The following is a 23,832-nucleotide window of genomic DNA, read 5'->3' on the forward strand; positions in this document are numbered from 1 at the left end:
ACTCGCGGCGGGTCGCTGCGGCGGCGATCCTCGAAGGCGTGAATGCGGACGATGTTCTGCCTGCGGAGCCCCGGTGGGTGTTCCTGATCGAACCGGCCTGGGACGGCGACCCGCAGCAGCCGCCGCGCGAGGCGGTGGTGGGCGGCTGGCACGTCGACGCCGACGGCGCGACCGGTCGCTTCCACGCGAACCCCGACTACGCGCCCTCCAGCCCGAACTCGCCGACCGATCCGGTCGACGCCGCGCTGCAACTGGCGGCCAAGGGCGAGCTGGTGGCCGAGCAGCTGCTGTCGGTGCTGCGCGACGCGGTGTTCGGGATCGCCGTCGGCGACGAGGGCGAGCCGGTGGTCGCGCCCGCGCCCGACGGAGCGGCTTCGATGCTGGTGACCACAGCACCTGCGCACCGCGAGCGGGTGCAGGTCGCGGGCTGGCGGGACGCGACCACCGCCGAGCTGGCCCGCGCGCTGCCGGACGAAGGCGTCGACGTGCTGATCAACCCCGGTTCGGCGGCGTCGATGCGCGTCCTCGCCGGTGCGGTGCGCAAAGCGGCGGCGCAGTCCCCGGTTTCGGTTACTCGGCTTTGATGAGAGGTGCGGGATGGGTGAACAGGACCAGGCACGGCACGAGCTGCTGCTCCGGCTCGCGCCGCTGCTGCCCGACGACGCGGTCTGGCAGGCACGGCGCTGGCTGGCCGCCGGGCAGTGGGCGCACGCGGCGCGGCTGATCGCCCAGACCTTCCACAACGGCTACGAACCGATGCCGCCGGAGGCCCGCGAGGTCCTGCTCGACGGCGCCGACCCGGCGCTGACCGAACTGATCTCCCAGATCCCCGACGACGCCCGCGGCGCGGTGGTGACGTGGGAGTTCGGCGCCGCGACGGGCGATCACGCGGTGATCTGCGCGGACGTCGTCGCGAGCTACCTGGCGTCGCAGCCGGGCAAGCACACCGCGTGGCAGGCTCGGCGGCACCCGGAGGGCGACACCGCGCGCACCGGTCACCTGGTGCACCTGGTGGAGACCCAGGCGGGCGCCGAACCGCACGTGCTGGCCGCCGAACTCGCCGACCTGCTGTGGAACGCGGGCGCGCCCAGCCCCCAGGTGGAGGTGTTCCACCCGGAGAGCGAGCTGGACTTCTACTACCACGCGGCCGCGCTGGTGGAGGGCCGCGAGATCTACGCGGTCGGCGCACGACCCACCATCGAGCTGGCCCGCTTCGACGAGACGAACCCGCACCGCGAACCCGAAGGCCCGGACCGCGAAGCCCAGATCGCCTACCTCGACTCCGGTGAACCCCTGACCGAGGAGGACGCACTCCTCCCGGACCTCTTCGCCGACGACGAGCAACCGGTGGTCCCGGTCAACCTCCGCACCGACGGCACCTGGATCTGGTCCGACCTCACCACGTACTACCTGGCCCACCACGGCATGGCGCTGCCCCCGGAACTCCGCGCCCACATCGCCGAATCAGGCCCGAAAGCCCGGACCCCCACCCGAAGGGAGTGGGTGGCGATGGTGGCCCTGGAAACCCAACCCACCTGACCCCAACGCTGATCTTTCGAGGTGAAGGGCACCTTTCACCAAGTTACCTGGTGAAAGGTGCCCTTCACGCCTCCCCGCAACGGGTGATGGATCGTGGTGAAGGGCACCTTTTAGCAAGTTACTTGCCTAAAGGTGCCCTTCACCGGGTGGCCACAGCGGTCACGGGGTTGGGAGAGCTAGGCAGCGTCGAGTTCGGTGAGGAGTGCTTGGATCGCTGGGCTGGCGTCGGCGCTGCTGCGCCACACCGCGTGGACCTCTCGCTGAGGCGGCCTGCGCAGCGGGCGGGGGACGAGGCCTTCTCGCAGGGGTGGTCGGGCGAGGCGGGGGATCAGGGCGAGCACCTCGCCCGCCGCGACCAGTGCGAGCTGGGTGGAGAAGTCGTCCACCCAGTGGCGGACGTCGGGATCCTCGGGCACGTCCGCGAACAGGCGGCGGAACCACTGGTGGCAGACCGTGCCGGGTGGGCTGGTCACCCAGCGGTGGCCGATCAGGTCGGCGTTGCGGAGCGGTCGGTCGAGCTGTGCGAGCGGGTGCGCGCGGGGCACGACGACGTCGCCGATGTCGGTGTGCAGGAGGCGCCGGTTCAGGGACGCGGGCAGCGGGACCGGCAGGCCGTCGGCGTCGTGGGCGAGGGCCAGGTCGGCAGTACCGGCGTCGACGCTGTGGAGAGCTTCGTCGGGATCCTGCTCGACGATCTCCACGCGCAGCTCCGGGCAGCGCGCCGACAGTCCCGGAACGGCGGGCGCGAGCAGCCCGCGGATGGCGGTCGAGAACGCGACCACGCGCAGCGTGCCGCGCGGTGCCCCTTCCGCGACGGACTGGGCGGCTTCGGCGCAGCGCTCCAACGCCTGGAACACCTCGGGTGCGGCGTCGACGATGGCCTGCCCGGCGGGCGTGAGCACGACCCCGCGCCCGGCAGGCGCCAGCACGGGCACCCCGACCTGCCGCTCCAGCCTCTTGATCTGCTGCGACACCGCCGAAGCCGTGAACCCGAGCTCGTCGGCCGCCCGGGCCAGCGTCCCGAGCGCGGCCACCGACCGCAGCGCGCGCAGCGCACCCACTTCGATCATGAAGCGATGCTACGCAACATCGGCAAGAAACCATCGCTGGACCGCACCTGTCGGCAGCGTCAGGATCGAACCATGAACCCCGCTGAGCTGCTCTTCGGCTCCAACCTCGTCGCCATGGCCACCCCGATGAACCCCGACGGCACGCTCAGCGAACCCGGGCTCGCCAACCTCGTCGACCACCTGCTGTCCACCGGCTGCGACGGCATGGTCGTCAACGGCACCACCGGTGAAGCGCCCACCCTGACCGACGCCGAGGCCACCCAGGTCGTCCGCACCGCGGTGGCCCGAGCGGACGGCCGGGCACGGGTGATCGCGGGAGTCGGCACCTACGACACGGCCGCCAGCGTGCGCCGGGCCCGCGAGGCCGAGGCGGCCGGGGCGGACGCGCTGCTGCTCGTCTGCCCCTACTACTCCAAGCCGACCCAGAGCGGGGTGATCGCCCACTGCGTCGCGGTCGCCGACGCCACCGAGCTGCCCGTGATGCTCTACGACATCCCCGCGCGCACCGGCATCGCCCTGGAGATGCCCACCCTGCTCGAACTCGCCCGCCACCCCCGGATCCGGGCGGTCAAGGACGCCAAGGGCGACCTGTTCGAAGCGATGTCGGTCATGGCCCGCACCTCGCTGGCCTACTACTGCGGGATCGACGAGCTCAACCTGCCCTACCTCGCCTCCGGTGCCACCGGCGTGGTCAGCGTGGTGGGCAACGTCGTCGCCGACCGCAACGCCGAGCTCATCCGGGCCGTCCGCTCCGGCGACCTCGACGCGGCGCGATCCGTCCAAAGAGGACTGATCCCGCTGGTGGAAGCCATCATGCGCACCTCGCAAGGCGCGATCATGGCCAAGTCGGCCCTCGCCGAACTCGGCATCATCCCGCACCCCTCGGTCCGCCTCCCGCTCCAGGAACCGCAACCGTCGCACCTCCACCGCCTCGCCGAAGCCCTGACGACCATCGCGGTTCCGGCCTGACCCCGCTTGTCCCCGTATTCGGTTACTTGTTCCGTCGCCCGCTGTTGACCAGGCTCTGAGCAGGGGCTCGGTGGCTCTAGCGCACCCGCCTCCGCTGCGCGTGACCGCGCGTCCCCTGCCGGTGGGAGCAGTTGGCGATGTCGCGGCTGGAACGACTCAACCGATGGGAACCGACAGATGAGCCCGAGCGGCAAAGATGCGTCCACAGCAGGCGAGCACCCTTGGGAGAAGACCTCCGGCGTCAGCGTGAACGCCGTTGCCGAGGCCGCGGACACCGAGCTGCGGGCCGCGGCCGCGGACACCCAGGTGATGCCCGCCGTCCAGGAATCCGCGCTGGCCGACCCGGTCGCCGCCACCAGCGGCAAGGTCGAGGCCACCACCGAGACCACCAGCAGGGCGAAGGCCGAGACCAAGGTGACGCCCGTCGTCACCGCGAAGACCGCGAAGGACGCGACGACCCCGGCGCGGCCGGGCAACCGCGTGTCCAAGCCGGTGATCGCCGCGGCCGCGGTCGCCGGCCTGGTGCTGCTGTCCGTTCCGCTGCTGGTCATGGGCCTGTCCAGGGACAACGGCCCGACGCAGGTGCAGTCCGTGCCCGCCGCGTTCGAGGACGACGCGCAGGCCCAGTCCGGGTTCGTGCCGGGCGTGGCGCAGGAGCAGGCGAACCCCGGGCAGGTGCCGCCGCCCGCGCCGCCCGTCGGGAGCCCGAACCAGCCGCAGGCACCGGCCGAAGGCGGCACCCCGCCGCCCCCGCCCGCAGCCGGGGACGAGACCAACCGCGCCCAGGAGAACCCCGCGCCGCCCGCGGGCCCGGCCTTCACCGCGGTCAGCGGTCCCGGTTGCGCGGCAGGTGGCTTCAGCACGCCCGGCTACTACACCGATGGCGAAGCGGGCTGGAAGACCGCGGCCAGCGGCGGGCACGCGGCCGACGGCTGCAACGGCTCGTTCAACTCGCTGCCCATGTCGGGTGACCCGAACAAGGACGGTGACAACAGCGCGGTCTGGCGGTTCACTACTGGTGACGTCAGGCAGGGCAGCTGCCAGGTGTCGGTGTTCGTCCCCCGCGGTGGCCTCACCCGGGTCGGCGGCGACCCGAGCTACTACACCGTCTACCGGACGGACCAGACGTCGAACCCGGTCGGCGACTTCCGCGTCGACCAGGTGCGGCGGCAGGGCGGCTGGGTCGACGCGGGCCGCTTCCCGGTCAGCGAGGGACGTCTGACCATCAAGCTGCACTCGCGCGGCGCCGACTGGACCAGCGACGGCCCGACCTACGCCCGCCACGCGGCGGCGCAGATCAAGGTCGCCTGCGGCGCGTGAAGTCGGCACATCGATCTTGACGGAGGAAACCGTGTTCGTTTGGGAGCAGGGCGTGTTCATGCCTGCTGACGCCGACGCGATGGCCGGGTTCGAGGCGCTCGACGAGGTGCTCCTGCACTTCGCCGCCGAGATGCCCGACCGCCTCGCCACGATGATCGGCCACCAGCTGGACAGCGGTGACGTGCTCGGAGCAGCCACGGGCCTGGCGTCCTTCGCCGCTCGCCGCGAACTGCTCGTCTCCAACAACGACCGGCGAACCCTGCGCGAGGCCATCGAGGCCTACCGCGGCGACACCGGCTGCGTCGACCAGCTCGACCGGCGGGCCGGTGTCCGCACCAGCGCCCCGCCGCAGATCCCGCCCGCCGCCGCGACGCGGGTCATGCCCGCGGTTCCGCCGCAGGTCGCGCCGCCGCGCTCGGGCTCCCGCCAGCCCGTCCGGCGGGACCACGCGACCGGTCGCCCGACCGTGCCGATGCCGGCCCACCGCCCGGAGCTCCGGGTCGACCCGGCCGCGCAGACGATCATGATGCCCGCCATCAGGTGATCCAGACCCCCGGTCCTTCCCGCGGGCCGGGCTCGCACCGCGCCGCGCGCCCTAACTCCCGCGCCCTGGGCGCGCGGTGCGGTCGCACGAAGGGGCCGTGAGTGCGCAGCAGCGTTTCGCTGCTACGCGCTCACGGCCCCTTCTTACAGTTTCTTACAACGTTTCCGACCATCCCTTACAGCTGGTCGACAACTCTTCGCAGACCGCGATCCCGCAGGTAGCGTTCCTGGTGTCCGAAAGGGGCCGGGAAAAACCACCGGCCCGAACTAATTTCCGCCGTATCGCGACGAACAGACGATGCTGCCTGTGCCGCGGCGCGAACCGGCGAAGTGTGGGAGTGAATCGCCTTGCTGATGCGCGTGCTGTCGGAAGTCACGGTGTTCGCCGACCAACCGGAACTGCAGGAGAAGGTCACCCGGATGCTGGGCGAGGCCCCGCAGCGGTCGCTCACCGACGTCGCCGTGCTCGCCTTCGGCGGAGCCACCCCGATCGAGTCCCTGCACCACTGCGTCTCCCGGCTCAGCCGCTCCTACCGGGTGCTGGTCGTGCTGCCGGAGCAGGCCTTCGACCAGGTCCCGGAGCTGCTGCGGGCCGGTGCGCTGGGCTTCCTCGGCACCGGCTGCGACCAGCAGGAATTCCACGACGCGCTGGCCGTGGTGGCCCGCGGCGCGGTCTACGTGACCTCCGGCTCCCGGCAGGCGCTGACCGGCGTGAGCGCCAACACCGAGGCGGTGCAGCAGGTGCTGACCCGCCGCGAGCAGGAAGTGCTGCGCTGGATCGCCGACGGCTACACCCACTCGCAGGCGGCCCGCCGGATGGGCCTCTCGGCGGCGACCGTGGACACCTACGTCAAGCGGATCCGCGCGAAGCTGGAGGTCCGCAACAAGGCCGAACTGACCCGCAAGGCCATCGAGCTGGGCGTGGTCCGACGGGAACCCCTTCTAGCGGCCGCGTGAAGTCCGCTGAGCACAAGACCGTGAGTGCTTTGGGGTGCCATAGCGCCCCAAAACGCTCACGAGGCGGAAGCGCGGTCAGGCCAGCGGGAGGCTGGCGGTGAAGCGGCAGCCTCCCTCGATGTTGTCCACCGCCACCGCGCCGTGGTGCGCCTCGACGATGCCGCGCACGATGGCCAGCCCCAACCCGCCGCCGACGTCCTTGCCCGCCGGGCGCGCCGGCGTTCCCCGCCACCCGGGCTCGAAGACCTTCCCCAGGTCCGCCACCGGAATCCCGCCGCAAGCGTCCGAAATGGACAGCACGGCGGTGCCGCCCGCGGAGTGCGCGGACACCGTCACCGCGCCGCCGGGGTGGGTGTGCCGGACGGCGTTGCCGAGCAGGTTGCCCAGCACCCGGCTGATCTGCCGGACGTCCACCCGCACCTCGATGGACTCGATGCCGCCGGGCACCAGCCGGACGCCGCGGTTGCGGGCCTGCGGTTCGATGGCGGTCACCGCGTCGTTGATCAGGTCGGGCAGCGTCACCGGCGTCAGCGACAGCGTCAGCGAGTTGGACTGGATGCGCGACAGGTCGAACAGGTCCCCGACCAGCTGGTCCAGCCGCTGCGTCTCCTGCAGGATCAACCCCAGGTAGCGGTCCTGGTCGCGGGCCATGCCGTCCTGCAGCGCCTCGGTCATGGCGCGCAACCCGGCCAGCGGGGTGCGCAGGTCGTGCGAGACCCAGGCGATGAGCTGCCGCCGCGAAGCCTCCAGGACCCGCTCCTGCTCGCGGGACGCGGTCAGCGCCGCGCTGGTGGCGGCGAGCTCCTGCGTCAGCACGGCCAGTTCCGCCGAACCGGACTGCGCGGGCGCCGCGAACCGCCCGTCCTCGCCCATGGTGCGGGTGGCGCGCGCGAGGCTCCGGCTGCCGTTGAGGATCCGCGCGCCGAGCAGCAGGCACAGCGCGAGCGAAACGGCGGTCGTCGGGATGCAGACCAGCAGCACGGCGACCAGCGCCTGCTCGGTGAACACCCCGAGGAAGCCCAGCGCCACGAAGGTGAAGGCGATCTCGATGACGGTGACCACCGAGAGCACCATCATCATCACGACCAGTGAGCTCCGGCGCATCATCCAGAGGACCACGGCGCCGAGCACGCCCACGGCCACCGAGCACCAGAGCGAGACGAGCGCGACGAAGAGCAGGTCTTGCATGGCCTTCATTTCTTTTCGAGGCAACAGATTGTTCACGTTCGATGAAGGTTGCCCCCGCGCAGGTTTCCCCCAGAACGGCGCAAAGTATAAGGTACTGAACCGAAAGTGGTGCTCCGTTCGGGATCAGCACCGGAGCCGGACTTCTGGAGTTAGTGATACGAGTGACGTCGGAAACTGACCGGAATGACGGCCCGAAGGACGAATCCCTGGATTCGCTTCCGCCGGAACTGCGGATCTACGCCCCGGCCGAAGGCACCCCGGTGCGGCCGCCCGAGCCGGAGAAGCCCGCCGAGCCGTCCTACGAAGAGGTCCCGCTGGCGTCCCTGTCCGGCACGGCCCAGCCGCAACCCGCGCCGCCCGCCGATCCCCGGCCGGCCAAGCGCGTCGGCCTGCCGTCGAAGTTCTCGCTGATCGCCCTGGCGGGCGCGGCCGTGGTCCTGGTGTCGGTGCCGTTCGTGGTCGCGCTGCTGATGAGCGGCCCGCGCGAGTCCGCGCCGACGCTCGAGATCGGGTTGAACGCCTCGGAGGGGCAGCCCGTGGTCGCAGAACCGGGTCCGGCCGTCCACCCGGATGAGCCGGTGAAGGTCGTCCCGGACCCGACCCCCGAACAGGAACCGGTCGAGACCGAACCCGAAGCGCCTGCTCTCGACCCCGTCCCGCCGCCCGCCGAGGCGCCCTCGGGCGAGATCTCGCTGGTGGGCGGGCCGGGCTGCGCGAACAACGCGCGGCAGCAGTACCAGTCGGTCGGCTACTACGAGCGGGGCGCCGACGGCTGGTACACCCGCAGCGGCGGCAGCACCGAGGCGGGCTGCCGGGGCGTCTTCGACTCGATGCCGATGTCGGGCAAGTCCAACACCTCGGACTCGAGCTTGTTCAGCAAGTGGACCTTCGACGTCTCCGCCGATCTGACGGCGGCCAGCTGCGCGATGTCGGTCTACATCCCGAACGAGAGCGACCGCCGCTACGTCGGTGCCACCGCCGCCCACTACTCGATCTTCAACGGCTTCGACCAGGGCGCCGCGAACGTGATCGGCGTGGAGGACATCGACCAGACCGCCAACCGCGGCAAGTGGGTCGACCTCGGCACCCACCGCATCGACCAGGGCAAGCTCTCGGTGAAGCTGCACAACCGCGGCGAGGACTACGCGGGCGGCGCGGACGGCGACGGCGCCCACGTCGCGGCCACCCAGATCCGCGTCACCTGCACCGCGGCCTGACCACGCGAAGAGCCCCTCTCCGGGGAAGTGGAGAGGGGCTCTTCGGCTGTCCGGATCAGAAGACGGTGACGCCCTGGGCCGCGGGCTGGTACGAGCCGACGGTGATCGACACCACCGGGTACTCGAAGTAGTCGGCACCGGCGACCTTGGCGTTCGTGGTGCCCTCGCCGTTCGGCATCGTGGCGTTGAAGCCGTTGGCGACGCGCACGTTCGGGTCGCTCTTGTCGCCGAGTTCCATCTTCACGCCGGCGAAGGCGGTCTCACCCGGCTCGATGCGGGTGGAGGTCGGCTCGCCCGGGATGTCGACCTTCGTGGACGGCACCTCGATCGGCGAGCCCGTCATGTCCAGCGGCACGACCCCGCCCCAGCCGTCGACGTAGCAGGGCTGCGACGAGTTGTTCGTCGCGGTCATCAGGAAGATGCCGGGGCGGTCCGGCTGCGGGGTGAGCGTCACCTCGACGTCCTCGACGGCGCAGGGGCCTTCGGTCGAGATGTCCGGCTGCGTGCCGTCCGCCTGCTCCCGCTGGGCCTGCTGTCCGTCGGCCTGCTGCCCGACGACGGCGGCGTTGCTGCCCGGGGCGGGCGCGTTCGTCGCACCCTGGGAGCACCCGGTGAGCATGGCGATCCCGCCGGCGAGAGCAGCGACGGTTCCCAGCACGCGAGTCCGGTTCAGCATGATTCTGTCCCCTCTTTTTGGACGGTGGGTGCGTCCCACACCCTTTGCTCAGAAGACGTCTGCTGCCACTCGGGGTTGCGTTTTTCTCAGAACTCGTCCGCGACCAGTGGAAACGCGAACCCGGAGCGGAGCCCGACCGGCCGCGGCGGCCGCGATGTGACCTTGATCCGGGCGCGAACCGCCCACCGGTACCGCACAAGATCGTCCGGACCTTGTAACCTGGGGCACGCGGGTCGTTAGCTCAACTGGCAGAGCAGCGGACTTTTAATCCGCGGGTTCAGGGTTCGATCCCCTGGCGACCCACCAAAACCCCAGGTCACAGACCTGGGGTTTCGCTTTGGTAGGGGTTGGGGAGGGCCGGGATGCCGATGATCGTGTGGTGGCGCAAGCCGCCCACCGCCAAGGGACGGCCTGGTGGCCGCGCTCTCGTCGCGGCGCGCGTGTGCGTCGTGGCCCCGTGGGTGTACCTGGCGGTCTTCTTGCCGGTGGCGGTGCTGGCGCCGGTCACGGCCTGGGTGGGCCTGTGGGGACTGCGGGTGCTGGTGGTCCTGGCCGTCGCCGGGCTGATCGCGGTGTTCTTCCGGGATCCCGACGACCCGGATGCGGACCTCGGGTTCACCCTGGGTTTCGGATCGGTTCTGATGGCGCTGCCCGCCCTGATGGGCCTGTTCTGGCCGCTGGCCCTGCTCCCGCTGACCGTGCCGGTCCTCATGATCGGCGCAGCCATCCGCAGGCGCCTGCGCCGATAGCCCGGCAGTTCCAGGGGGCGTGGTTCTTCAGCGGCGCACGTCGAGATCGACGATGTAGCCGTGGAAGTGCTCTGCGGTGCAAGCGGATTCGTCTTCCCAGCCGTCCGCCTCGTGGAGCCACAGCAGGCGGCCGGAGCCGGGAACCAGGTAGCGCGCGTTCTTCTCACCGCCAGGGCGCGGTTCGGATCGGCAGAAGATGGCGTGGATCGCGGTCACGACGCCGGGAGTCGTCGGCGCATCCGCGGGGAGGCGGCCGTGATGATCCTCGACGTGCGTGACCGGCGCGCCGACGTCCTGCCCGACCAGCTCGATCAGCATGTCCGTGCGGTCCACGGGTTCCAGCGTCCACGCCACCTTGTCCCCGATGCGGAAAGCGGTTCCGCAGCACTGCATCTGCCAGTCGTCCACCCACACGCGGATCGTCATGCCGCCGAGCTTGGCAGACATCGATGCCCTGCCGAATGCGGATCAGCCCTGTCGGTCAGACGGGTTGGCCGATCGGGCGGATGACCACTGTGTTGACGTCCACCCCGGATGGCTGGCAGACCGCCCACGCGATGGATTCGGCGACCTGCTCGGCGGTCAGCAGCAGGCCGTCGGGGCGGCCTCCCAGGCTGTCCCAGAAGCCGGTGTCCGCACGTCCGGGCGCGATCAGCGTCACCCCCACGCCGTGTCCGGTCACCGCGCGGCGGGTGTTCTCGGCGAGGCCGGTCATCGCCCACTTCGTCGCGCCGTAGAGGTTGCCGGGGGTGTGGATGAAGCCCGCGACGCTGCCCACCAGGACGATCCGGCCGCGCGTCGCCCGCAGTGCCTCCGCCGAGTGGCGGATGAGCAGCGCGGGCCCCAGGACGTTGGTCAGCACCATCTCCCGCCACCTGGTGGGGTCGCCGTCGATGACGCTGTCCGGGGTGGCGGATCCCGCGTTGGCCACGACCGCGTCCAGCCGTCCGAACCGCTTCGAGGCGGTCTCCACCGCAGATCGCACCGCATCGTGGTCGGCGGCGTCCGCGGTCAGGCCCAGCACCGCTTCCGGCCGTCCGCAACTCCTGGTGAACCTGTCCAGGCGCTCGCGGTCTCGCCCGGTGACGACGACCCGGTGGCCGCGGTCCAGCAGCAGCCGGGCCGCCGCCGCTCCGATGCCGCTGGAACCGCCGGTGATCAATGTGACAGGGGAATCGGTCATGGGTGCGGACGCTAGAACCTGGAGTCGGCTCTAGGGCAAGTCCATAGGATCGGAACATGTCGCGCACCGCCGCTCTCCTCAGCATCGGCCAGGCCGCCGAGCGCACCGGTCTCAGCGTGCACACCCTGCGCTTCTACGAGAAGGAAGGGCTGTTCATCAATCCGGTGCGCCGCGTCGGCGGCCAGCGGGTCTACAGCGAGAGCGACCTGAGCTGGCTCTACCTGTGCACCAGGCTTCGCGCCTCGGGGATGCCCCTCCCGGCGATCCGCGAGTACGTGGCGCTGGTCCGGGAGGGGGAGGCGACCATGCGGGGGCGGCTCGCCCTGCTGCGGGACCACCAGGAGCGGGTGGTCGCGCAGATCGAGGAACTGCAGGGCAGCTTGGCCCTGGTCTCCCGCAAGGTGGCGCTCTACGAGCATCAGCTCGCCGGTGACGGCAATGATCCACTGTGGACTGGTTCGTGCGTGGTCGAGCACGAACGACAGGACTAGGCTGCCGAAAACCCAGGTTGCGGACCTGGGTTTTCGCGTTGGTGGGGCTCAGGTGTCGAGGGTTCGGCGCAGTCGGGTGAGCCAGTCGAGGTGGGCTCGGATCGCCGTTTGGCCGGTGTTCGTGAGGCGGAACCAGGTTCGGGGGCGGCGGCCCACCGAGCCCTTGCGGACCTCCAGGTAGCCGGCGTCCTCGAGGGCGCGGCTGTGCCGGGAGATCGCGGAATCGGTCGCTCCCAGCATGTCCCGGGCCGTCGCGAAGTCGACCCACTCCGCGCCCTGCAGCAGGGCGCACAGCGCCAGCCTCGGGCCGGTTTCGAAGATCGGGTCCCGGCCGGAGGTCTCTTCCTGCACCGTCACGACCTGACCCGGCCTTCTTCGATGTCCCGGCGCATCGCCGAGCGGGTCTTGAGCTGGACGAGGAGCACGGCCAGCGCCACGACCGGGAGCACCAGGAGTGCGATCTCGCGCTGTCCGCTGCTGACCAGCGCCTGGATGCCGAAGAGGCCGAGCAGCGTGATCGCGATGCCTGCCAACCAGATCGGCCGGGCGCTGGGGTAGGCGGTGATTCGCTTCCGGAGGTGGACCCCGCTCCGGCGGCGCCGGACCGATTCGTAGGTCGCCGCTCCCACGGCCAGCACCGCGAGCGCCGACGTGATGTAGGGCCCGTTGCCCAGTCTCAGCCAGGTGTTCCATATCGGGAGACCGGCCAGGAGCACCAGGACTGCTCCGTAGATCACCCAGTAGGCGGCGGGGTACTGGGCGTGGGTCGCGAGCTGGCGGCGGGCGGCGGCGACCTGGTCGAGCTCGGGCGTTCCGGTCATCGTGATCTCCCATCTGCATCTACTTGCAATATTGAAAGTGTACGCAGATGTGGAAGTAGTTGCAAAGAGTTCGGCCCGGCGTTCGCGCGGAACGCCGGGCCGAACTCGTCGGGAAGCGCGATCAGTCCTGGTAGGTCGCGGTGCTGGGCTCGTGCCGGGCCTCCGCGCCGGTCCGGTCGCCCACGCCCAGGAGGGTGCCGTCGTCCTGGACGGTCGCGCCGTACACGCGGGTCATGGGCGGCGCGAGCTTGCCCTCCCAGCTGCTGCCGGTCCAGCCGCGCCAGATGGGTTCCAGGTTCGGGCCGACCGCGAAGAGCTGGACCTGGTCGCCGACCTGGACGAGCTGGGTGATCTTGCCCGACTCGGCGAGGTCGAAGACCTGCCACGCCGTGCCGTCCCAGTGCGCGGTGAACGGCACTTCCCGGTTCGTCTGACCGCTGTACCCGCCGATCCACACGTCGTCCGGGGCGAGGGCGAGAACGTCGGTGAGCCCCTCGGGGACGCCGGGGTCGGCGTTGACGTCCGGGACCGGCACCTCCGTCCACGCCTTGCCGTCCCAGTGCAGGGCGACGCCGCGGGCCGGCGAGGTGGTCTGGCCGACGGCCCACAGGTCGTCCGAGGCCACGCCGTTGACGTCCGACAGCGAGTAGAGGCCTTCGCCGAGTTCGGGAACCGGGACATCGGTCCACGCCTTGCCGTCCCAGTGCTGCGCCATGCCGCGCGTGGCGTACATGTGACCGACCGTCCAGACGTCGTCCGGAGCGAACGCCTTCAGGGCCTCCGGCTTCGCGTAGGCCGGGGACGCCAGGTCGACCTGCGTCCACTGCCTGCCGTCCCAGTGCGCCGTGGTCGCGTTGCCGTCCTTGAACGGCAGGCTGATCGTCCAGACGTCGTCAGGTGCGATGACCGCGCCGTCCACCAGCCGCCCGATGCTCTCGATCGGCATCTCCTGCCAGCCCTGCTCGCCCTTCCGGTAGACGGCGCTGGCCTGGCCCAAAGGGCCTTCGCTGTCGCTGGTGTAGCCGAAGGCCCAGGACTCGCCCTGCGCGCTGTCCGCGGCCAGCAGCGTGCCGAACTCGGCGGTCGTCGGAGCCGGTTCCTCGGTCCAGCTGCCGGTCGCCCACGCCTGCCCGACCGGTGCCGCGAGCAGCCCGGCCGTGGCGATCAGAGTGGCTGCCGTTCGTCTCATCTGCTCTCCCCGCTCGTCAACCGATGCGTCCGGAGGACGCCCTCGGCGGACCGCGGGTTGCCCCCGCGAGCGGTGACCAGGGGCGAAAGGGCAGCGAGGTCGGGACCTACGGGCGGTTGCGCACCAGGTAGCGCACAAGCATGGCGCCGTCCTCGGTGAGCACCGAGGCGAGGTCCATTTCGACCGGGTCGAGCGACGGGCCGGTGGCGATCCGCTCGTGCGTGCCGCTGACCAGCAGCGGGGAGACCGTCAGCCGGAGCTCGTCGACCACACCGGCGGCGAGCAGCCCGCCGAAGAGGTGCGGGCCGCCTTCGCAGTCGATCCGGTTCAGGCCCCGCTCCACCAGGGCTTCCACCGCAGCGGCGAGGTCGACCTCGTCCCGGCCGGCGATCAGCACCTCGGCACCGGCCGCCTCCCACGCCTTCTGCTTCGGCTCGGGAGCGGAAGCGCAGGTGATCACCAGGGTCGGCGTGGCGGCTTCGGTGATCACCGGCGCGTCGGCGGGCAGCGACCGGCCGGTCGTGACCACCGCGGTCGGCGGCACGTCGCGCAGCCCGTGCCTGCGGCGGCGTTCGAGCGTGGCCTCGTCCGGGTGCACGCCGCGGAACTCCTCGACCATCGCCGTGGTCGCACCGACGATGAGCACGTCGGCGAGGTCGCTGCCGAGCTTGAGCACCTTCTGGTCGGCCGGGCTCGACAGCTGGCGCGCACGGCCGCCGATCTCGACGGCCCCGTCCGCGCTGGAGACGTAGTTGACCGCGAGCCAGCGCCGCGCTTCCGGATAGGTGTAGAGCTGCTCCAGCCGCTCGTCGTCGATGTCGGCGGGCTCCGGCCAGATCTGCTTGATCACGAAATCCACTCCTGCGCCCGCGCGGGCGTCCGGGTGCCGTTGATGCAGGCCACCATCTCCAGCGTGCGCCGGGTCTGCAGGGCCTGGTGCACGCGGAACATCGCCGCACCGGCGCGGGCCGCGAGCGCGGTGGCCGCCAGCGTGCCGGTGAGCAGCTCGTCGCGATCGGCCACGTCGAGGTCCAGGCTCTCCCGGACGAAGGTCTTGTTGGACAGCGCCATCAGGACGGGCCAGCCGGCGGCGACGATCTCCTCGGTGCGAGCGACCAGCGCCAGGTGGTCGGTGGTGTTCTTGCCGTACCCGGTGCCGTCGATCAGGATGCCCGCGCGCGGAACGCCCCTGGACTCGGCGAGCTCGGCCAGCCGCACGGTCTCGGTGACCACGTCCCGCACGACGTCCTCGTAGTCCGAGCGGACGGGCTCGGAGCGGGGCGTGCGGGGGGAGTGGGTGCAGATGTAGCCGGCGGAGTAGGTCGCCGCGACGTCGAGGATCTCCGGATCGGCGGCGCCCCACGCGTCGTTGATGATGTCCGCACCTGCCCGGCAGACCGCGTCGGCGACCTCGTGCCGCCAGGTGTCGACGCTGATCAGCACGTCCGGGTAGGTGGCCTTGATCCACTCGACGGTGGGCAGCACCCGGCGGATCTCCTCGTCGGTGTCCACCTCGGCGCCGGGGCTCGCGGTCACCCCGCCGATGTCGATCACGTCGGCGCCCTCGGTGACGGCCCGCTCGACCGCGGTCTTGGCGGCGTCCTCCTCGAAGGTGGCGCCGCGGTCGTAGAAGGAGTCCGGTGTGCGGTTGACGATGGCCATCACCAGCGCGCGGTCGCGGACGACCCTCCGGCCGCGGAACGCCAGGTCGAACGCACTGGCACCGAGATCCTGCACAGGCCCGATCCTTCCTGCGGTAGCTGCCCGGGCACCTCGTCAGGTGCGGGTACCGGTCAGTCTGCCAGAGCGGACCCCATCCGTGACCAGGTCGATCCGGGTGACAGCGGCGCGTCCGGTCGCTGCCGGAGGGCCAGGCCGGTTCGATGCGTCCGGCTCCGCGCGGAACGGATGTTCCGGGCATCGCGGTGGAGCTGCTGCCCGAGGGGTCGATCACGGCCTCGTCCAGCGGCCGGATCGCACCGACTCGAATTGTCCTATGTGGATGCGGTCACTTCCTGAAGGAGCGGACGAGCCACGCTCCGATGCCGATGACGACGGCGAGCACTGCGATCATCACGATGATTTCCGAAATCCCGGGCATGCCAATCATGCATCCACCTTCTCAGATCGCGCCGCTGGCGCGGGCGCCCGAGAGATGCTCATCACCGGTCCCGGTAAAGGGACTCGATGCCGTCCCCGCTGAGCTCCACTGTGGAGTCCGGTGCTCGCGCCGGGCAGCGGCAGGTTGGCAAAGCGTAACTGATTGGTTACGCTTATGTGGTGGACGAGGTGGCGAAGGCGATCGCCGACCCGGTGCGGCGCCAGATCCTGGAGATGCTGCGGAACGCGCGGTTGTCCGCGGGCGAGATCGCGGAGCGGTTCGCGATCAGTCGCCCGGCCGTCAGCCGGCACCTGCGGGTTCTGCGGGAGTGCGGGTTGGTGCGCGATGAGCTCGTCGGCAGGCGGCGGCTCTACGTGCTCGACGCCGGGCGGTTCACCGAGCTGGTCGAGTGGCTCGTCCCGTTCCTCCCGCCCGCAGGCTGGGAGCGCCACCTCGACGCGCTGGAAACCGAGGTCTACCGGACTCGCCGCGATCGTCGGGCGGCGGGCAGCAGAGAGGAACGATCGGCATGAGCCTGCTTCCCACCGGACGACTGCTCCGGACCGCGAACGGACACCGCCTCGCCCTCAGCCGCTCCTTCCGCGCACCGGCCGAGAACGTCTGGGACAGCATCACCGAACCCGACCGCACAGCACGGTGGTTCGGGCGCTGGGAAGGGGAGGCCGCACCGGGCCGGACGATCAAGGTCCAGATGGCGTTCGAGGACGGGCAGCCGTGGTGCGACATGCTCATCGAGGCGTGCGAGCCGCCGCGGCGGCTGCTCCTGGCGATGGTCGACGAAGCGGGCGCCTGGCGGATGGAGCTGCTGCTGTCCGAGTCGGGCGGTACGACGGAGCTGCAGATCGTCCACCACCTCGACACGACGGACGGGCTGGGCGAGATCGGGCCGGGCTGGGAGTACTACCTGGACATGCTGGTGTCCGCGCGCGAGGGCTCGGCCCGGCCGGACTTCGACGACTACTACCCGGCGATGAAGCGCTACTTCGAGGAGCTGTCCGGCTGATCGGCCAGCGGTGGGCTCCGGTGGCTCAGGACGAGTTCGACGATGTTGTAGGCGGCGATCCCGAACAGGAGCACCAGGCACGTCCAGCACCCGAACCGGTCCGATTGCCGGGGAAGGTGCTGGCTTCCCCGGCAACGCGGCAGGTGTCAGCGGAGGCCGGGGAGGTCCAGCCGCTTCCACAGCTCTGCCAGGCCTCGCGTCTTCTCCTCGTCGCGCGAGTCCTCGACGTACTGGTGGAGCACGAGGATCAGCCTGCGGGCTCGTTCGTGCCGTTCATCGCTCCAGGTCTTCAGCCGCTCCAGGGCCGCGTGCACCGGTTCGAAGTCCGCGGAGGCGGGGAACAGGTGCAGGCCGATGGCTGCGAGTGCGGGCCGGCTCAACTTCGTGAAGAAGTGGGCGCCTTCGAACCGGTCCCGGACGACTACGGCTTCGGTCACGGCGGGGATGTCCTCGACCTGGTCGGCGACGATGTCCATCCACGGGTTGCCCGCCAGGTGCTCGCCGTACCGGATGCCGATCCACTGGGCCAGCCCCTCGGCGCCGCTGTTCGCCGGGATGGACTCGCCGTAGGCGTAGCTGAGCACTTCGGCAGCGGGCTCGTCCTTCTCCTGCTCGATGAGCACGTGTGCTTCGAGGTGGCCCGCGTAGGCGGCGAGCAGGCCGTCGCAATGCGATCGTGCGCTGCTCAGCGGTTCGAGGGCGGCGGCCGAGTCGCCGGTCTGGATCAGGAGGTTGCCCAGGAGGAGCTTGGTGATGTCCCGCTGGTTCAGGATGGCGCTGATGGCGTCGTCGTCGTACTCGGACTCGTTCGCCCACGCTTCTTCGAGCGCGGCGAGGGATCGTTCGAATCCCTCCCGAGCGCTGGCCCGGTCTCCGGTGAGCTGGCCGGCGAGGTGGTCGAGCAGGGGCTCGGGGCCTGCGATGTGCTCCTCGAAGTCCGAGGAGAGCATCACCACGGCCAGGGGACCGAGCCACGGGTCTTCGCCTGCGGCGACCTGTTCCAGCCACTTCCCGCAGCTGGCGCTGAGGCCGTTCTCGGTGAGTTCAACGCCTGCCAGCGCCATGGCGGCGTGACCGGCCACGGCGGTGCGGCCGGATTCGGCGATCGTGGTCAGCGCGGCCTTCGCCCGCCCGGCATCGCCCGCCCGGTAGGTGGCCAGCTCGCGCTCGACCGCCTCCGGAACCGGGCTCAGCGGGTCGGGCGGGAGCGGTCGTGCGAAGCCGTCGGCGTCCACCAGGGATTGGTCAGTCATGACACTGCTTTCTGTAATCGGATCATCGCGGCGCAGCATGGCAGGGCCGACCGACACCGGTGATCAACTGCTGCCGGAACTGCTGGTGCGGTGCTAGCCCCCGACGGCAGTGCGGAGGCGGGCTGCTGCTCGGATGGCCAGGAGGAGCGGGAGGGAGCCGACGTCGCGGATCACCGCGGGGAGGCTCGGGGCGTCGAGGACGGCCGTTCCCGCGCGGAGTTCGGCGCCGAGCGCGTCGAGGTCGATCTCCAGCACCGTGACGTCCGAGCTGTACAGGCGTTCCGCGCCGCGCGGTCCCGTGCCGCGGATTTCCTCGCTCGACACCGCCAGCTCGGTCAGGCCGAAGAACTCCGGCTTCGCGCCGCGCTCCATCCAGCGCGCGAAACCCGTCAGCTCCGTGCTCGCGATGGTGTCCGGGTGCAGGCCCGTCTCCTCGCAGAGTTCGCGCTCCATGCCGGTTCGCACGACGTCGGTCAGGGTGCGCCGCGTCTTGCCGTCGGAGTCGACGAGGTCGCGGGGTTCCAGGGAGCCGCTGCCGGACGGGGCCAGCAGCAGCGGGCTGGCCGTGTTGCGGTCGGACTGGCCCACCAGCAGCAGCCGGCCGTCGGTGGTGATCGCCAGCGTCGAGATGCCCACGACGTCGGACAGGACGCTGGCCGCCAGGGTGCGGGCGCGGCCGGAGGCGTCGGTGAGCAGGCGGCGGCGCGGGTCGAAGTCCTCGCCCGTCTCGCGGTTGGTGATGCGCATCGCGCACAGCTCGTTGGAGCACTGGAAGTCGAAGAAGCGGGCCTTGTGCAGCTGGAGCTCGGTCTCGCCGTCGCCCGGCAGCGGATCGGTGCGCAGGCCTACGACCGGCCCGTTGAACAGCAGGCGCCCGCGGGCTCGGATGGGCAGCACGTGCGGAGCGGTGGCGCGCAGGACCGGTGGGAGCCGGTAGGGCTCGTCGGCCACCCGCACGGCGAAGGCGCGCTCCCGCAGGGCGCGGTCGATCTCGTCGCTGAGCAGCGCGGTGCCGCGGTTGGGCAGGTAGCTGTAGCCGGCTTCCGGGTACGCGGCGGGCGGCGGGACCTGCTCGTGCGGGAACGGCGCGGCGATCAGCGAGAACTCGTGGGAGGACCAGCGCTTGCGCAGGTTGCGCAGGTCGCGGACGAAGGTGGCGGTGCCCAGCAGCAGGGCGATCACCGAGATCACCACGCCCACCGCGCTGGGCAGGATGGTGATCGCGCCGAGCAGCACGCCGAGGGCGGACACCAGCACCGGCCACTCGCGGACCGCCAGGAACCACGTGTGGTCGGCCTTGGACCGCGCCCGACGCAGCAGCTTGCGCAACCGATGCCCCCGAAGATCGAATTCCCGGACTCGATCACAGTAGGCCAGCAAGGCGCGCTCTGGGGAGGCTTTCCGGGGAACGGGCGGGGCTTCGCGCCCCGTCCGTCCTCAGTGGATCGTCAGGCGTTGATGTCCGACGGGTGGGTGGCCAGCGGTGTCACGCGGATGCTCATGTGCGGGAACAGCGGCAGGCCCGACAGCAGGGTGTGCAGCTCGTCGTTGGAGTCCACCTCGAAGATCGAGATGTTCGCGTACTCGCCCGCGATGCGCCAGATGTGCGGCCACTTGCCCGCGCGCTGGAGGTCCTGGGAGTAGGCCTTCTCCCTGGCCAGGAGCTCGGTGCGGGCCTCGGGGTCGAGGTCGTGCGGCAGGTGGACGTCCATTCGGACCTGGAACAGCACGGTCAGTCCTCCAGCCGGTCGAGCGCGAATCCGTAGTCGATCCTAGCGCTGCCGTCGTCCTGGCCGACCGGGGCGAGGATCAGCTCCGGCTTCACCGCGTTGGCGATGTCGTCGGCGTTGTGCGGGTCGCCCGGGAAGTACAGCTGCGCGATGAGCTCCTGGTGGCCCGGCGCGGAGACCTTCACGTGCAGGTGCGCGGGTCGCCACGCGTGCCAGCCCGCCGCGGCGATCAGCTTGCCGCAGGCCCCGTCGGTGGGAATCTGGTAGGGCGCGGGCTGGATGGTGCGGATCCGGAACTTGCCGTCCGGCCCGGTGGTGAAGCTGCCGCGCAGGTTCCACTCCGGGATGCCCGGGGCGAACTGGCTGTAGTAGCCGTCGGCGTCGGCGTGCCACAGCTCGACGGTGCCGGCCAGCGGCGTGCCGTCGACCGAGGTGATCGCGCCCTCCCACAGCAGCGGGGTGCCCGGCTCGCCGTCGCGCATCGGCAGCTCGGCGTCCGCGCCGCGCTCGGGGGCGTCCGGGACGTAGTACGGGCCCTCGATCGAACCCTTGCTGCCCTGGCGGTCGGCGGTGGCCACGTCCTCCACCACGTGCTCCACCCACACGTCCAGGAACAGCGGCCACTCGCCGTCCTCGCCGACCTGGATCAGCCACGCCTTCAGCGCGTTGTACTCGTCGTAGGTGACCTGGTGCCTGCGGATCGTGTCGTGGATCGCGCTGAGGACCTCGCGGGCCAGCAGGTCGACGCGCTCCTTCGGGGTGTCGCGGACCGCGGCGTAGGGCGACTTGTCGTGGTGGAAGCGCTCGGTCGCGGCAGCTCCGGAAGCGGCAGCGGTGGCGGTCTCGTCAGTGGTGCTCATCTGGTTCCTCCGGTTCTGAAAACCGATTGGTGGTCGCTTTGCTCACGAGGTGCGGTAGCGGGCGAGCTTGTCCGGATCGATCTCGACCCCGATCCCGGCACCGGGCCGGACCCGCAGCTCGCCGTCGGTGATCAGCAGGGGTTCGGTGAGCAGGTCGTCGGTCATGTCCAGGAAGTTGGAGAGCTCCGCCGCGCGGTGCGAGGTGCGCTGGTGGGCCGCACCGAAGGCGATCGTGCAGGCGGTGCCCAGCTGGCCGTCGATCTGGTTGCCCATGACGACCTCGACGCCGAGCCCCTCGGCGAGGTGGTGCGCGCGCTGCGAGCCGGTGAAACCGGTGCGGGCCGTCTTGATGCTGATCGCGGTCGCCGAGCCGCCGAGCACCTCGCGGGTGATGTCGGCCGGGGTCACCGCGGACTCGTCGGCGATGAACGGCACGTCCAGGTGGCCGACCAGCCAGCGCCTGCCGAGCACGTCGTCGGCCGCGCAGAGCTCCTCGGCGAAGAGCAGGTCGAGGTCGGCGAGCCTGCGCATCGCCCGCATCGACTCCGCCGGGGTCCACCCCCGGTTGCCGTCGACGTAGAGCTCCACGCCGTCGCCGAACGCCTCGCGCAGGGCGCGCACCACGGCGATGTCCAGGTCGACCGGGCGGCGGCCGACCTTCACCTTGAAGGTGCGGATGCCGTGGGTCGCGATCATCCGCTCCGCCTCGGCCACCATCGCGGCGGGCTCGTCGAAGCCGAGCATGTGGCTGACCCGGAGCCGGTCGGTGCAGCCGCCGAGCAGCTCGCTGACGCCGAGCCCGACGGTCTTGCCGAAGGCGTCCCACATCGCCATGTCGATGGCGGCCTTGGCGGTCGGGTTGCCGATGGTGCGGCCGAGCCGGGCCCGGGCGACCTCGCGTTCGGTGACGCGGAGCCCGGTGACCTGCGGCGCGAAGAGCGATTCGACGACGGCGACGATCCCGGCCTGGGTCTCGCCGTAGGTGAACGGGCGGGGTGGCGCCTCGGCCACGCCGACGATGCCGTCCTCGGTGCGCACCCGGATCAGCACGTGCTCGGCGGTGGCCACCTCGCCGGAGGCGAACTTCAGCGGTTTGGCGTACGGGATGGCGAACGGGATCGCCTCCACCGCGGTGATCTTCACGCGAATCCTCCCACGCGGGTCTCGGCCGCGCGCGTGGTCACCCGGACGCGCAGCGTGATCGATTCGTCCAATGTGGAGTGGAGAGAGCTGCGCGGCTGCGGCGCTCCGCCCTGGCGGCTGCTCCGGCTCGGGATCACATCGGCCTCCTCGTCGCGCCGCTGCCTGGGTGGTTGCCGAGGGTAGGGGCCGGTCCGGGGGCGGGGAATTGGTCGGAGCCCCTGCGGGCGTAGGGGATTCCTTCAGGCCGGTGCCGTTGTGAACCGATTCCGAAGGCGTCTGACCTGCGGTGATGGTGCGGTGGGGCGGCTGGGGTCCGGCCGTCGGGCGCGGATCGGGCTCCGCTCGGGGGTTTTCGCGGCCCGGGGGTTCCGCTCCGGCCGTCGGTTGGTGCAGGATGCCTCTCGCGGGCCGTTGCAGCCCGATCGCCGAAGTCCGCGCGGAGAACCGGAATTCCGTCGCGTCCCGAGCTCCGGGAAGTCCACTGTGCACTGAACGGGCGTCCGGGAGATCGCCGCCCGTGCGGTGCCGGAACCGGCGCGCCGGGATGCTCCTGCCGGACCCAACGCCCTGTGAGGTGAACACCGCCGATGTCGCTGGAGAAGACCGTCGCCGAGCTGGCCCGCCGGGTCGAGGTGCTGGAGGCCGAGGCCGAGATCCGCCGGATCCAGGCCCGCTACATGTTCCTGTGCGACACGCCGTGCCCGGAGCACGGCGTCCGCGACGACGCGCACCGCATCGACCTGATCATGGAGCTCTACACCGACGACGCCGTGTGGGAGGGCGTCGGCGAGTACTACGACGGCCAGTTCGGCCGCGCGGAGGGCGCCGCCGCGATCCGCGCGCACTTCGAGGCGTTCTGGGGCCAGAAGCAGGACCCGGCACTGGTGCTCAACGCGCACTACCTCACCTCGGAGCAGATCCACGTCGACGGCGACGAGGCGACCGGCCAATGGATCCACGTGCAGCCCTGGCTGTTCTCCGACGGCAAAGCGCTGCTGCGCTCCAGCCGGCTCAACAACGCCTTCCGAAAAGCGGGCGATACCTGGAGGATCACACGCACGCGCACGGAGAACGTGTTCATCGCCCCGCTCGCCGCGGACTGGGTCAGCGATCACCCGTCGGCGTCGGTGCTGATGAAGCCGTAGGCGGGCGGGTGGTGGCGACGCGGAGGAGGCAGGGCCGGTGACCTCGACGGATTCGGAACCCGTGGTGCACATCGTCGACGACGACGCGGCGCTGCGGCAGTCGCTGGTGTTCCTGCTGGAGAGCATCGGCGTGCAGGCGCTGACCTACCCGGACGCCACCACCTTCCTGGCCGAGTTCGACCCCGCCGAGATCGCCGTGGTCATCGTCGACGTGCGGATGCCGGGCATCAGCGGCTTCCAGCTGCAGGAACGCCTGCTGGAGATGGACTACCCGGCGCCGCTGGTGTTCTGCTCCGCGCACGGCGACATCCCGATGTCGGTCCGCGCGGTCACCCGCGGCGCGGTGGACTTCCTGGAGAAGCCCTACCAGCCGCAGCGCATGGTGGAACTGGTGCAGGCCCAGCTCGACGTGGCGCGGGGGCGGTTCGCCGAGCACGCCGAGCGCCGCGCCGTCGCCGACCGGCTGGAGGCGTTGACCCCGCGCGAGCGGGAGGTGTTGCGCCTGGTCATCGAGGGTCTGCCCAGCCAGGTGATCGCGGGCAAGCTGGGCACCAGCGTCAAGACCGTGGACGTCCACCGGGCGCGCATCAAGGCGAAGGCCGCGGCGGAGAGCCTCGCGGCCCTGGTCCGGGACATCCTCCTGCACCGGGTGGAGGTCTGACCG

28 protein-coding genes and 1 tRNA gene are annotated in these 23,832 nt (G+C 71.0%); 14 read left to right on the forward strand and 15 right to left on the reverse strand.

The features are described from left to right. Positions 1–38: 38 nt before the first annotated feature. Positions 39–584 carry a type VII secretion system-associated protein gene (locus OU416_RS12900; RefSeq protein ID WP_270927131.1) on the forward strand — a complete coding sequence of 182 codons (546 nt, stop codon included), beginning with the start codon at positions 39–41 and terminating at the stop codon, positions 582–584. Between the two features lie 13 nt (positions 585–597). After that, the gene (locus OU416_RS12905) at positions 598–1,539 is read left to right on the forward strand and encodes a hypothetical protein (RefSeq protein ID WP_270927132.1); all 942 of its coding nucleotides are present in this window, start codon (positions 598–600) and stop codon (positions 1,537–1,539) included. 176 nt (positions 1,540–1,715) lie between these two features. Here the strand turns inward: OU416_RS12905 and OU416_RS12910 are convergent, their stop codons facing one another. Next, positions 1,716–2,609, reverse strand: a complete 894-nt coding sequence (locus OU416_RS12910; RefSeq protein WP_270927133.1) for a LysR family transcriptional regulator — start codon at positions 2,607–2,609, stop codon at positions 1,716–1,718. Positions 2,610–2,681: 72 nt separating this feature from the next. Between OU416_RS12910 and dapA the strand changes: the two genes are divergently transcribed. The 4 genes from dapA (at position 2,682) to OU416_RS12930 (ending at position 6,398) form a co-directional block, all read left to right on the forward strand. Further along, entirely contained in the window at positions 2,682–3,578 is an 897-nt protein-coding gene (dapA, locus tag OU416_RS12915; RefSeq protein WP_270927134.1) for a 4-hydroxy-tetrahydrodipicolinate synthase, read from the forward strand. Positions 3,579–3,755: 177 nt separating this feature from the next. Next, a complete protein-coding gene (locus tag OU416_RS12920) occupies positions 3,756–4,898 on the forward strand; it encodes a hypothetical protein (protein ID WP_270927135.1) in 1,143 nt (380 codons plus the stop codon). A 31-nt stretch (positions 4,899–4,929) separates the two neighbouring features. Next, positions 4,930–5,442 (forward strand): hypothetical protein, encoded by a 513-nt coding sequence (locus OU416_RS12925; RefSeq protein WP_270927136.1) that lies wholly within the window; start codon positions 4,930–4,932, stop codon positions 5,440–5,442. Positions 5,443–5,795: 353 nt separating this feature from the next. Beyond that, positions 5,796–6,398: a response regulator transcription factor gene (locus tag OU416_RS12930; RefSeq protein WP_270927137.1), complete on the forward strand. Its 603-nt coding sequence runs from the start codon at positions 5,796–5,798 to the stop codon at positions 6,396–6,398. A 75-nt stretch (positions 6,399–6,473) separates the two neighbouring features. On the opposite strand, the gene OU416_RS12935 is transcribed toward OU416_RS12930, so the two are convergent. Further along, positions 6,474–7,595, reverse strand: a complete 1,122-nt coding sequence (locus OU416_RS12935; RefSeq protein ID WP_270927138.1) for a sensor histidine kinase — start codon at positions 7,593–7,595, stop codon at positions 6,474–6,476. Between the two features lie 152 nt (positions 7,596–7,747). Here OU416_RS12935 and OU416_RS12940 point away from each other — a divergent pair, with 152 nt between their 5' ends. Then, entirely contained in the window at positions 7,748–8,803 is a 1,056-nt protein-coding gene (locus OU416_RS12940) for a hypothetical protein (RefSeq protein WP_270927139.1), read from the forward strand. Between the two features lie 55 nt (positions 8,804–8,858). On the opposite strand, the gene OU416_RS12945 is transcribed toward OU416_RS12940, so the two are convergent. After that, entirely contained in the window at positions 8,859–9,479 is a 621-nt protein-coding gene (locus OU416_RS12945) for a DUF4232 domain-containing protein (protein ID WP_270927140.1), read from the reverse strand. 230 nt (positions 9,480–9,709) lie between these two features. On the opposite strand from OU416_RS12945, the gene OU416_RS12950 reads away from it, so the two are divergent. After that, positions 9,710–9,785: transfer RNA gene (locus OU416_RS12950), tRNA-Lys, on the forward strand. Between the two features lie 56 nt (positions 9,786–9,841). Further along, positions 9,842–10,228, forward strand: coding sequence for a hypothetical protein (locus OU416_RS12955; RefSeq protein WP_270927141.1), 387 nt, complete (start codon positions 9,842–9,844; stop codon positions 10,226–10,228). A gap of 27 nt (positions 10,229–10,255) precedes the next feature. On the opposite strand, the gene OU416_RS12960 is transcribed toward OU416_RS12955, so the two are convergent. Then, on the reverse strand, positions 10,256–10,675 hold the full coding sequence (locus OU416_RS12960) for a DUF6578 domain-containing protein (protein ID WP_270927142.1): 420 nt from the start codon (positions 10,673–10,675) through the stop codon (positions 10,256–10,258). 34 nt (positions 10,676–10,709) lie between these two features. Next, complete coding sequence (locus OU416_RS12965; RefSeq protein ID WP_270927143.1) at positions 10,710–11,411, reverse strand: SDR family oxidoreductase; 702 nt, start codon at positions 11,409–11,411, stop codon at positions 10,710–10,712. A gap of 56 nt (positions 11,412–11,467) precedes the next feature. On the opposite strand from OU416_RS12965, the gene OU416_RS12970 reads away from it, so the two are divergent. Then, positions 11,468–11,902, forward strand: coding sequence for a MerR family transcriptional regulator (locus tag OU416_RS12970; RefSeq protein ID WP_270927144.1), 435 nt, complete (start codon positions 11,468–11,470; stop codon positions 11,900–11,902). Between the two features lie 48 nt (positions 11,903–11,950). Here OU416_RS12970 and OU416_RS12975 read toward each other — a convergent pair whose 3' ends face one another. From OU416_RS12975 to folP, 5 genes are all read right to left on the reverse strand, one after another. Beyond that, entirely contained in the window at positions 11,951–12,259 is a 309-nt protein-coding gene (locus tag OU416_RS12975) for a winged helix-turn-helix domain-containing protein (RefSeq protein WP_270927145.1), read from the reverse strand. Next, positions 12,256–12,723 (reverse strand): hypothetical protein, encoded by a 468-nt coding sequence (locus tag OU416_RS12980; RefSeq protein ID WP_270927146.1) that lies wholly within the window; start codon positions 12,721–12,723, stop codon positions 12,256–12,258. Before OU416_RS12980 ends, OU416_RS12975 begins: the two co-directional genes overlap by 4 nt. 121 nt (positions 12,724–12,844) lie before the next feature. Continuing rightward, complete coding sequence (locus OU416_RS12985) at positions 12,845–13,912, reverse strand: hypothetical protein (protein ID WP_270927147.1); 1,068 nt, start codon at positions 13,910–13,912, stop codon at positions 12,845–12,847. 106 nt (positions 13,913–14,018) lie between these two features. Beyond that, a complete protein-coding gene (locus OU416_RS12990) occupies positions 14,019–14,762 on the reverse strand; it encodes a pyrimidine reductase family protein (protein WP_270927148.1) in 744 nt (247 codons plus the stop codon). Further along, on the reverse strand, positions 14,759–15,574 hold the full coding sequence (gene folP, locus OU416_RS12995) for a dihydropteroate synthase (RefSeq protein WP_270927188.1): 816 nt from the start codon (positions 15,572–15,574) through the stop codon (positions 14,759–14,761). The genes OU416_RS12990 and folP overlap by 4 nt, the downstream gene beginning before the upstream one ends. Positions 15,575–16,192: 618 nt before the next feature. Between folP and OU416_RS13000 the strand changes: the two genes are divergently transcribed. Both OU416_RS13000 and OU416_RS13005 read left to right on the forward strand, forming a co-directional pair. Further along, positions 16,193–16,546: a metalloregulator ArsR/SmtB family transcription factor gene (locus OU416_RS13000; RefSeq protein WP_270927149.1), complete on the forward strand. Its 354-nt coding sequence runs from the start codon at positions 16,193–16,195 to the stop codon at positions 16,544–16,546. Continuing rightward, positions 16,543–17,037, forward strand: a complete 495-nt coding sequence (locus tag OU416_RS13005) for an SRPBCC family protein (protein WP_270927150.1) — start codon at positions 16,543–16,545, stop codon at positions 17,035–17,037. The genes OU416_RS13000 and OU416_RS13005 overlap by 4 nt, the downstream gene beginning before the upstream one ends. A 146-nt stretch (positions 17,038–17,183) precedes the next feature. Here the strand turns inward: OU416_RS13005 and OU416_RS13010 are convergent, their stop codons facing one another. The 5 genes from OU416_RS13010 to OU416_RS13030 all read right to left on the reverse strand — a co-directional run bounded on the left by OU416_RS13010 (position 17,184) and on the right by OU416_RS13030 (position 22,023). After that, a complete protein-coding gene (locus OU416_RS13010; RefSeq protein ID WP_270927151.1) occupies positions 17,184–18,290 on the reverse strand; it encodes a hypothetical protein in 1,107 nt (368 codons plus the stop codon). A gap of 93 nt (positions 18,291–18,383) precedes the next feature. Beyond that, complete coding sequence (locus tag OU416_RS13015; RefSeq protein ID WP_270927152.1) at positions 18,384–19,619, reverse strand: hypothetical protein; 1,236 nt, start codon at positions 19,617–19,619, stop codon at positions 18,384–18,386. Between the two features lie 119 nt (positions 19,620–19,738). After that, positions 19,739–20,020, reverse strand: a complete 282-nt coding sequence (gene catC / locus OU416_RS13020) for a muconolactone Delta-isomerase (RefSeq protein ID WP_270927153.1) — start codon at positions 20,018–20,020, stop codon at positions 19,739–19,741. A 2-nt stretch (positions 20,021–20,022) separates the two neighbouring features. Next, a complete protein-coding gene (gene catA, locus OU416_RS13025; protein WP_270927154.1) occupies positions 20,023–20,880 on the reverse strand; it encodes a catechol 1,2-dioxygenase in 858 nt (285 codons plus the stop codon). A gap of 42 nt (positions 20,881–20,922) precedes the next feature. Then, complete coding sequence (locus OU416_RS13030; protein ID WP_270927155.1) at positions 20,923–22,023, reverse strand: mandelate racemase/muconate lactonizing enzyme family protein; 1,101 nt, start codon at positions 22,021–22,023, stop codon at positions 20,923–20,925. 587 nt (positions 22,024–22,610) lie between these two features. Between OU416_RS13030 and OU416_RS13035 the strand changes: the two genes are divergently transcribed. Both OU416_RS13035 and OU416_RS13040 read left to right on the forward strand, forming a co-directional pair. Beyond that, on the forward strand, positions 22,611–23,168 hold the full coding sequence (locus OU416_RS13035) for a nuclear transport factor 2 family protein (protein ID WP_270927156.1): 558 nt from the start codon (positions 22,611–22,613) through the stop codon (positions 23,166–23,168). Positions 23,169–23,205: 37 nt separating this feature from the next. Then, positions 23,206–23,829, forward strand: coding sequence for a response regulator transcription factor (locus OU416_RS13040; RefSeq protein ID WP_270927157.1), 624 nt, complete (start codon positions 23,206–23,208; stop codon positions 23,827–23,829). Positions 23,830–23,832 lie beyond the last annotated feature (3 nt).

Source organism: Saccharopolyspora indica (genome assembly GCF_027853965.1).
GTDB lineage: Bacteria > Actinomycetota > Actinomycetes > Mycobacteriales > Pseudonocardiaceae > Saccharopolyspora > Saccharopolyspora indica.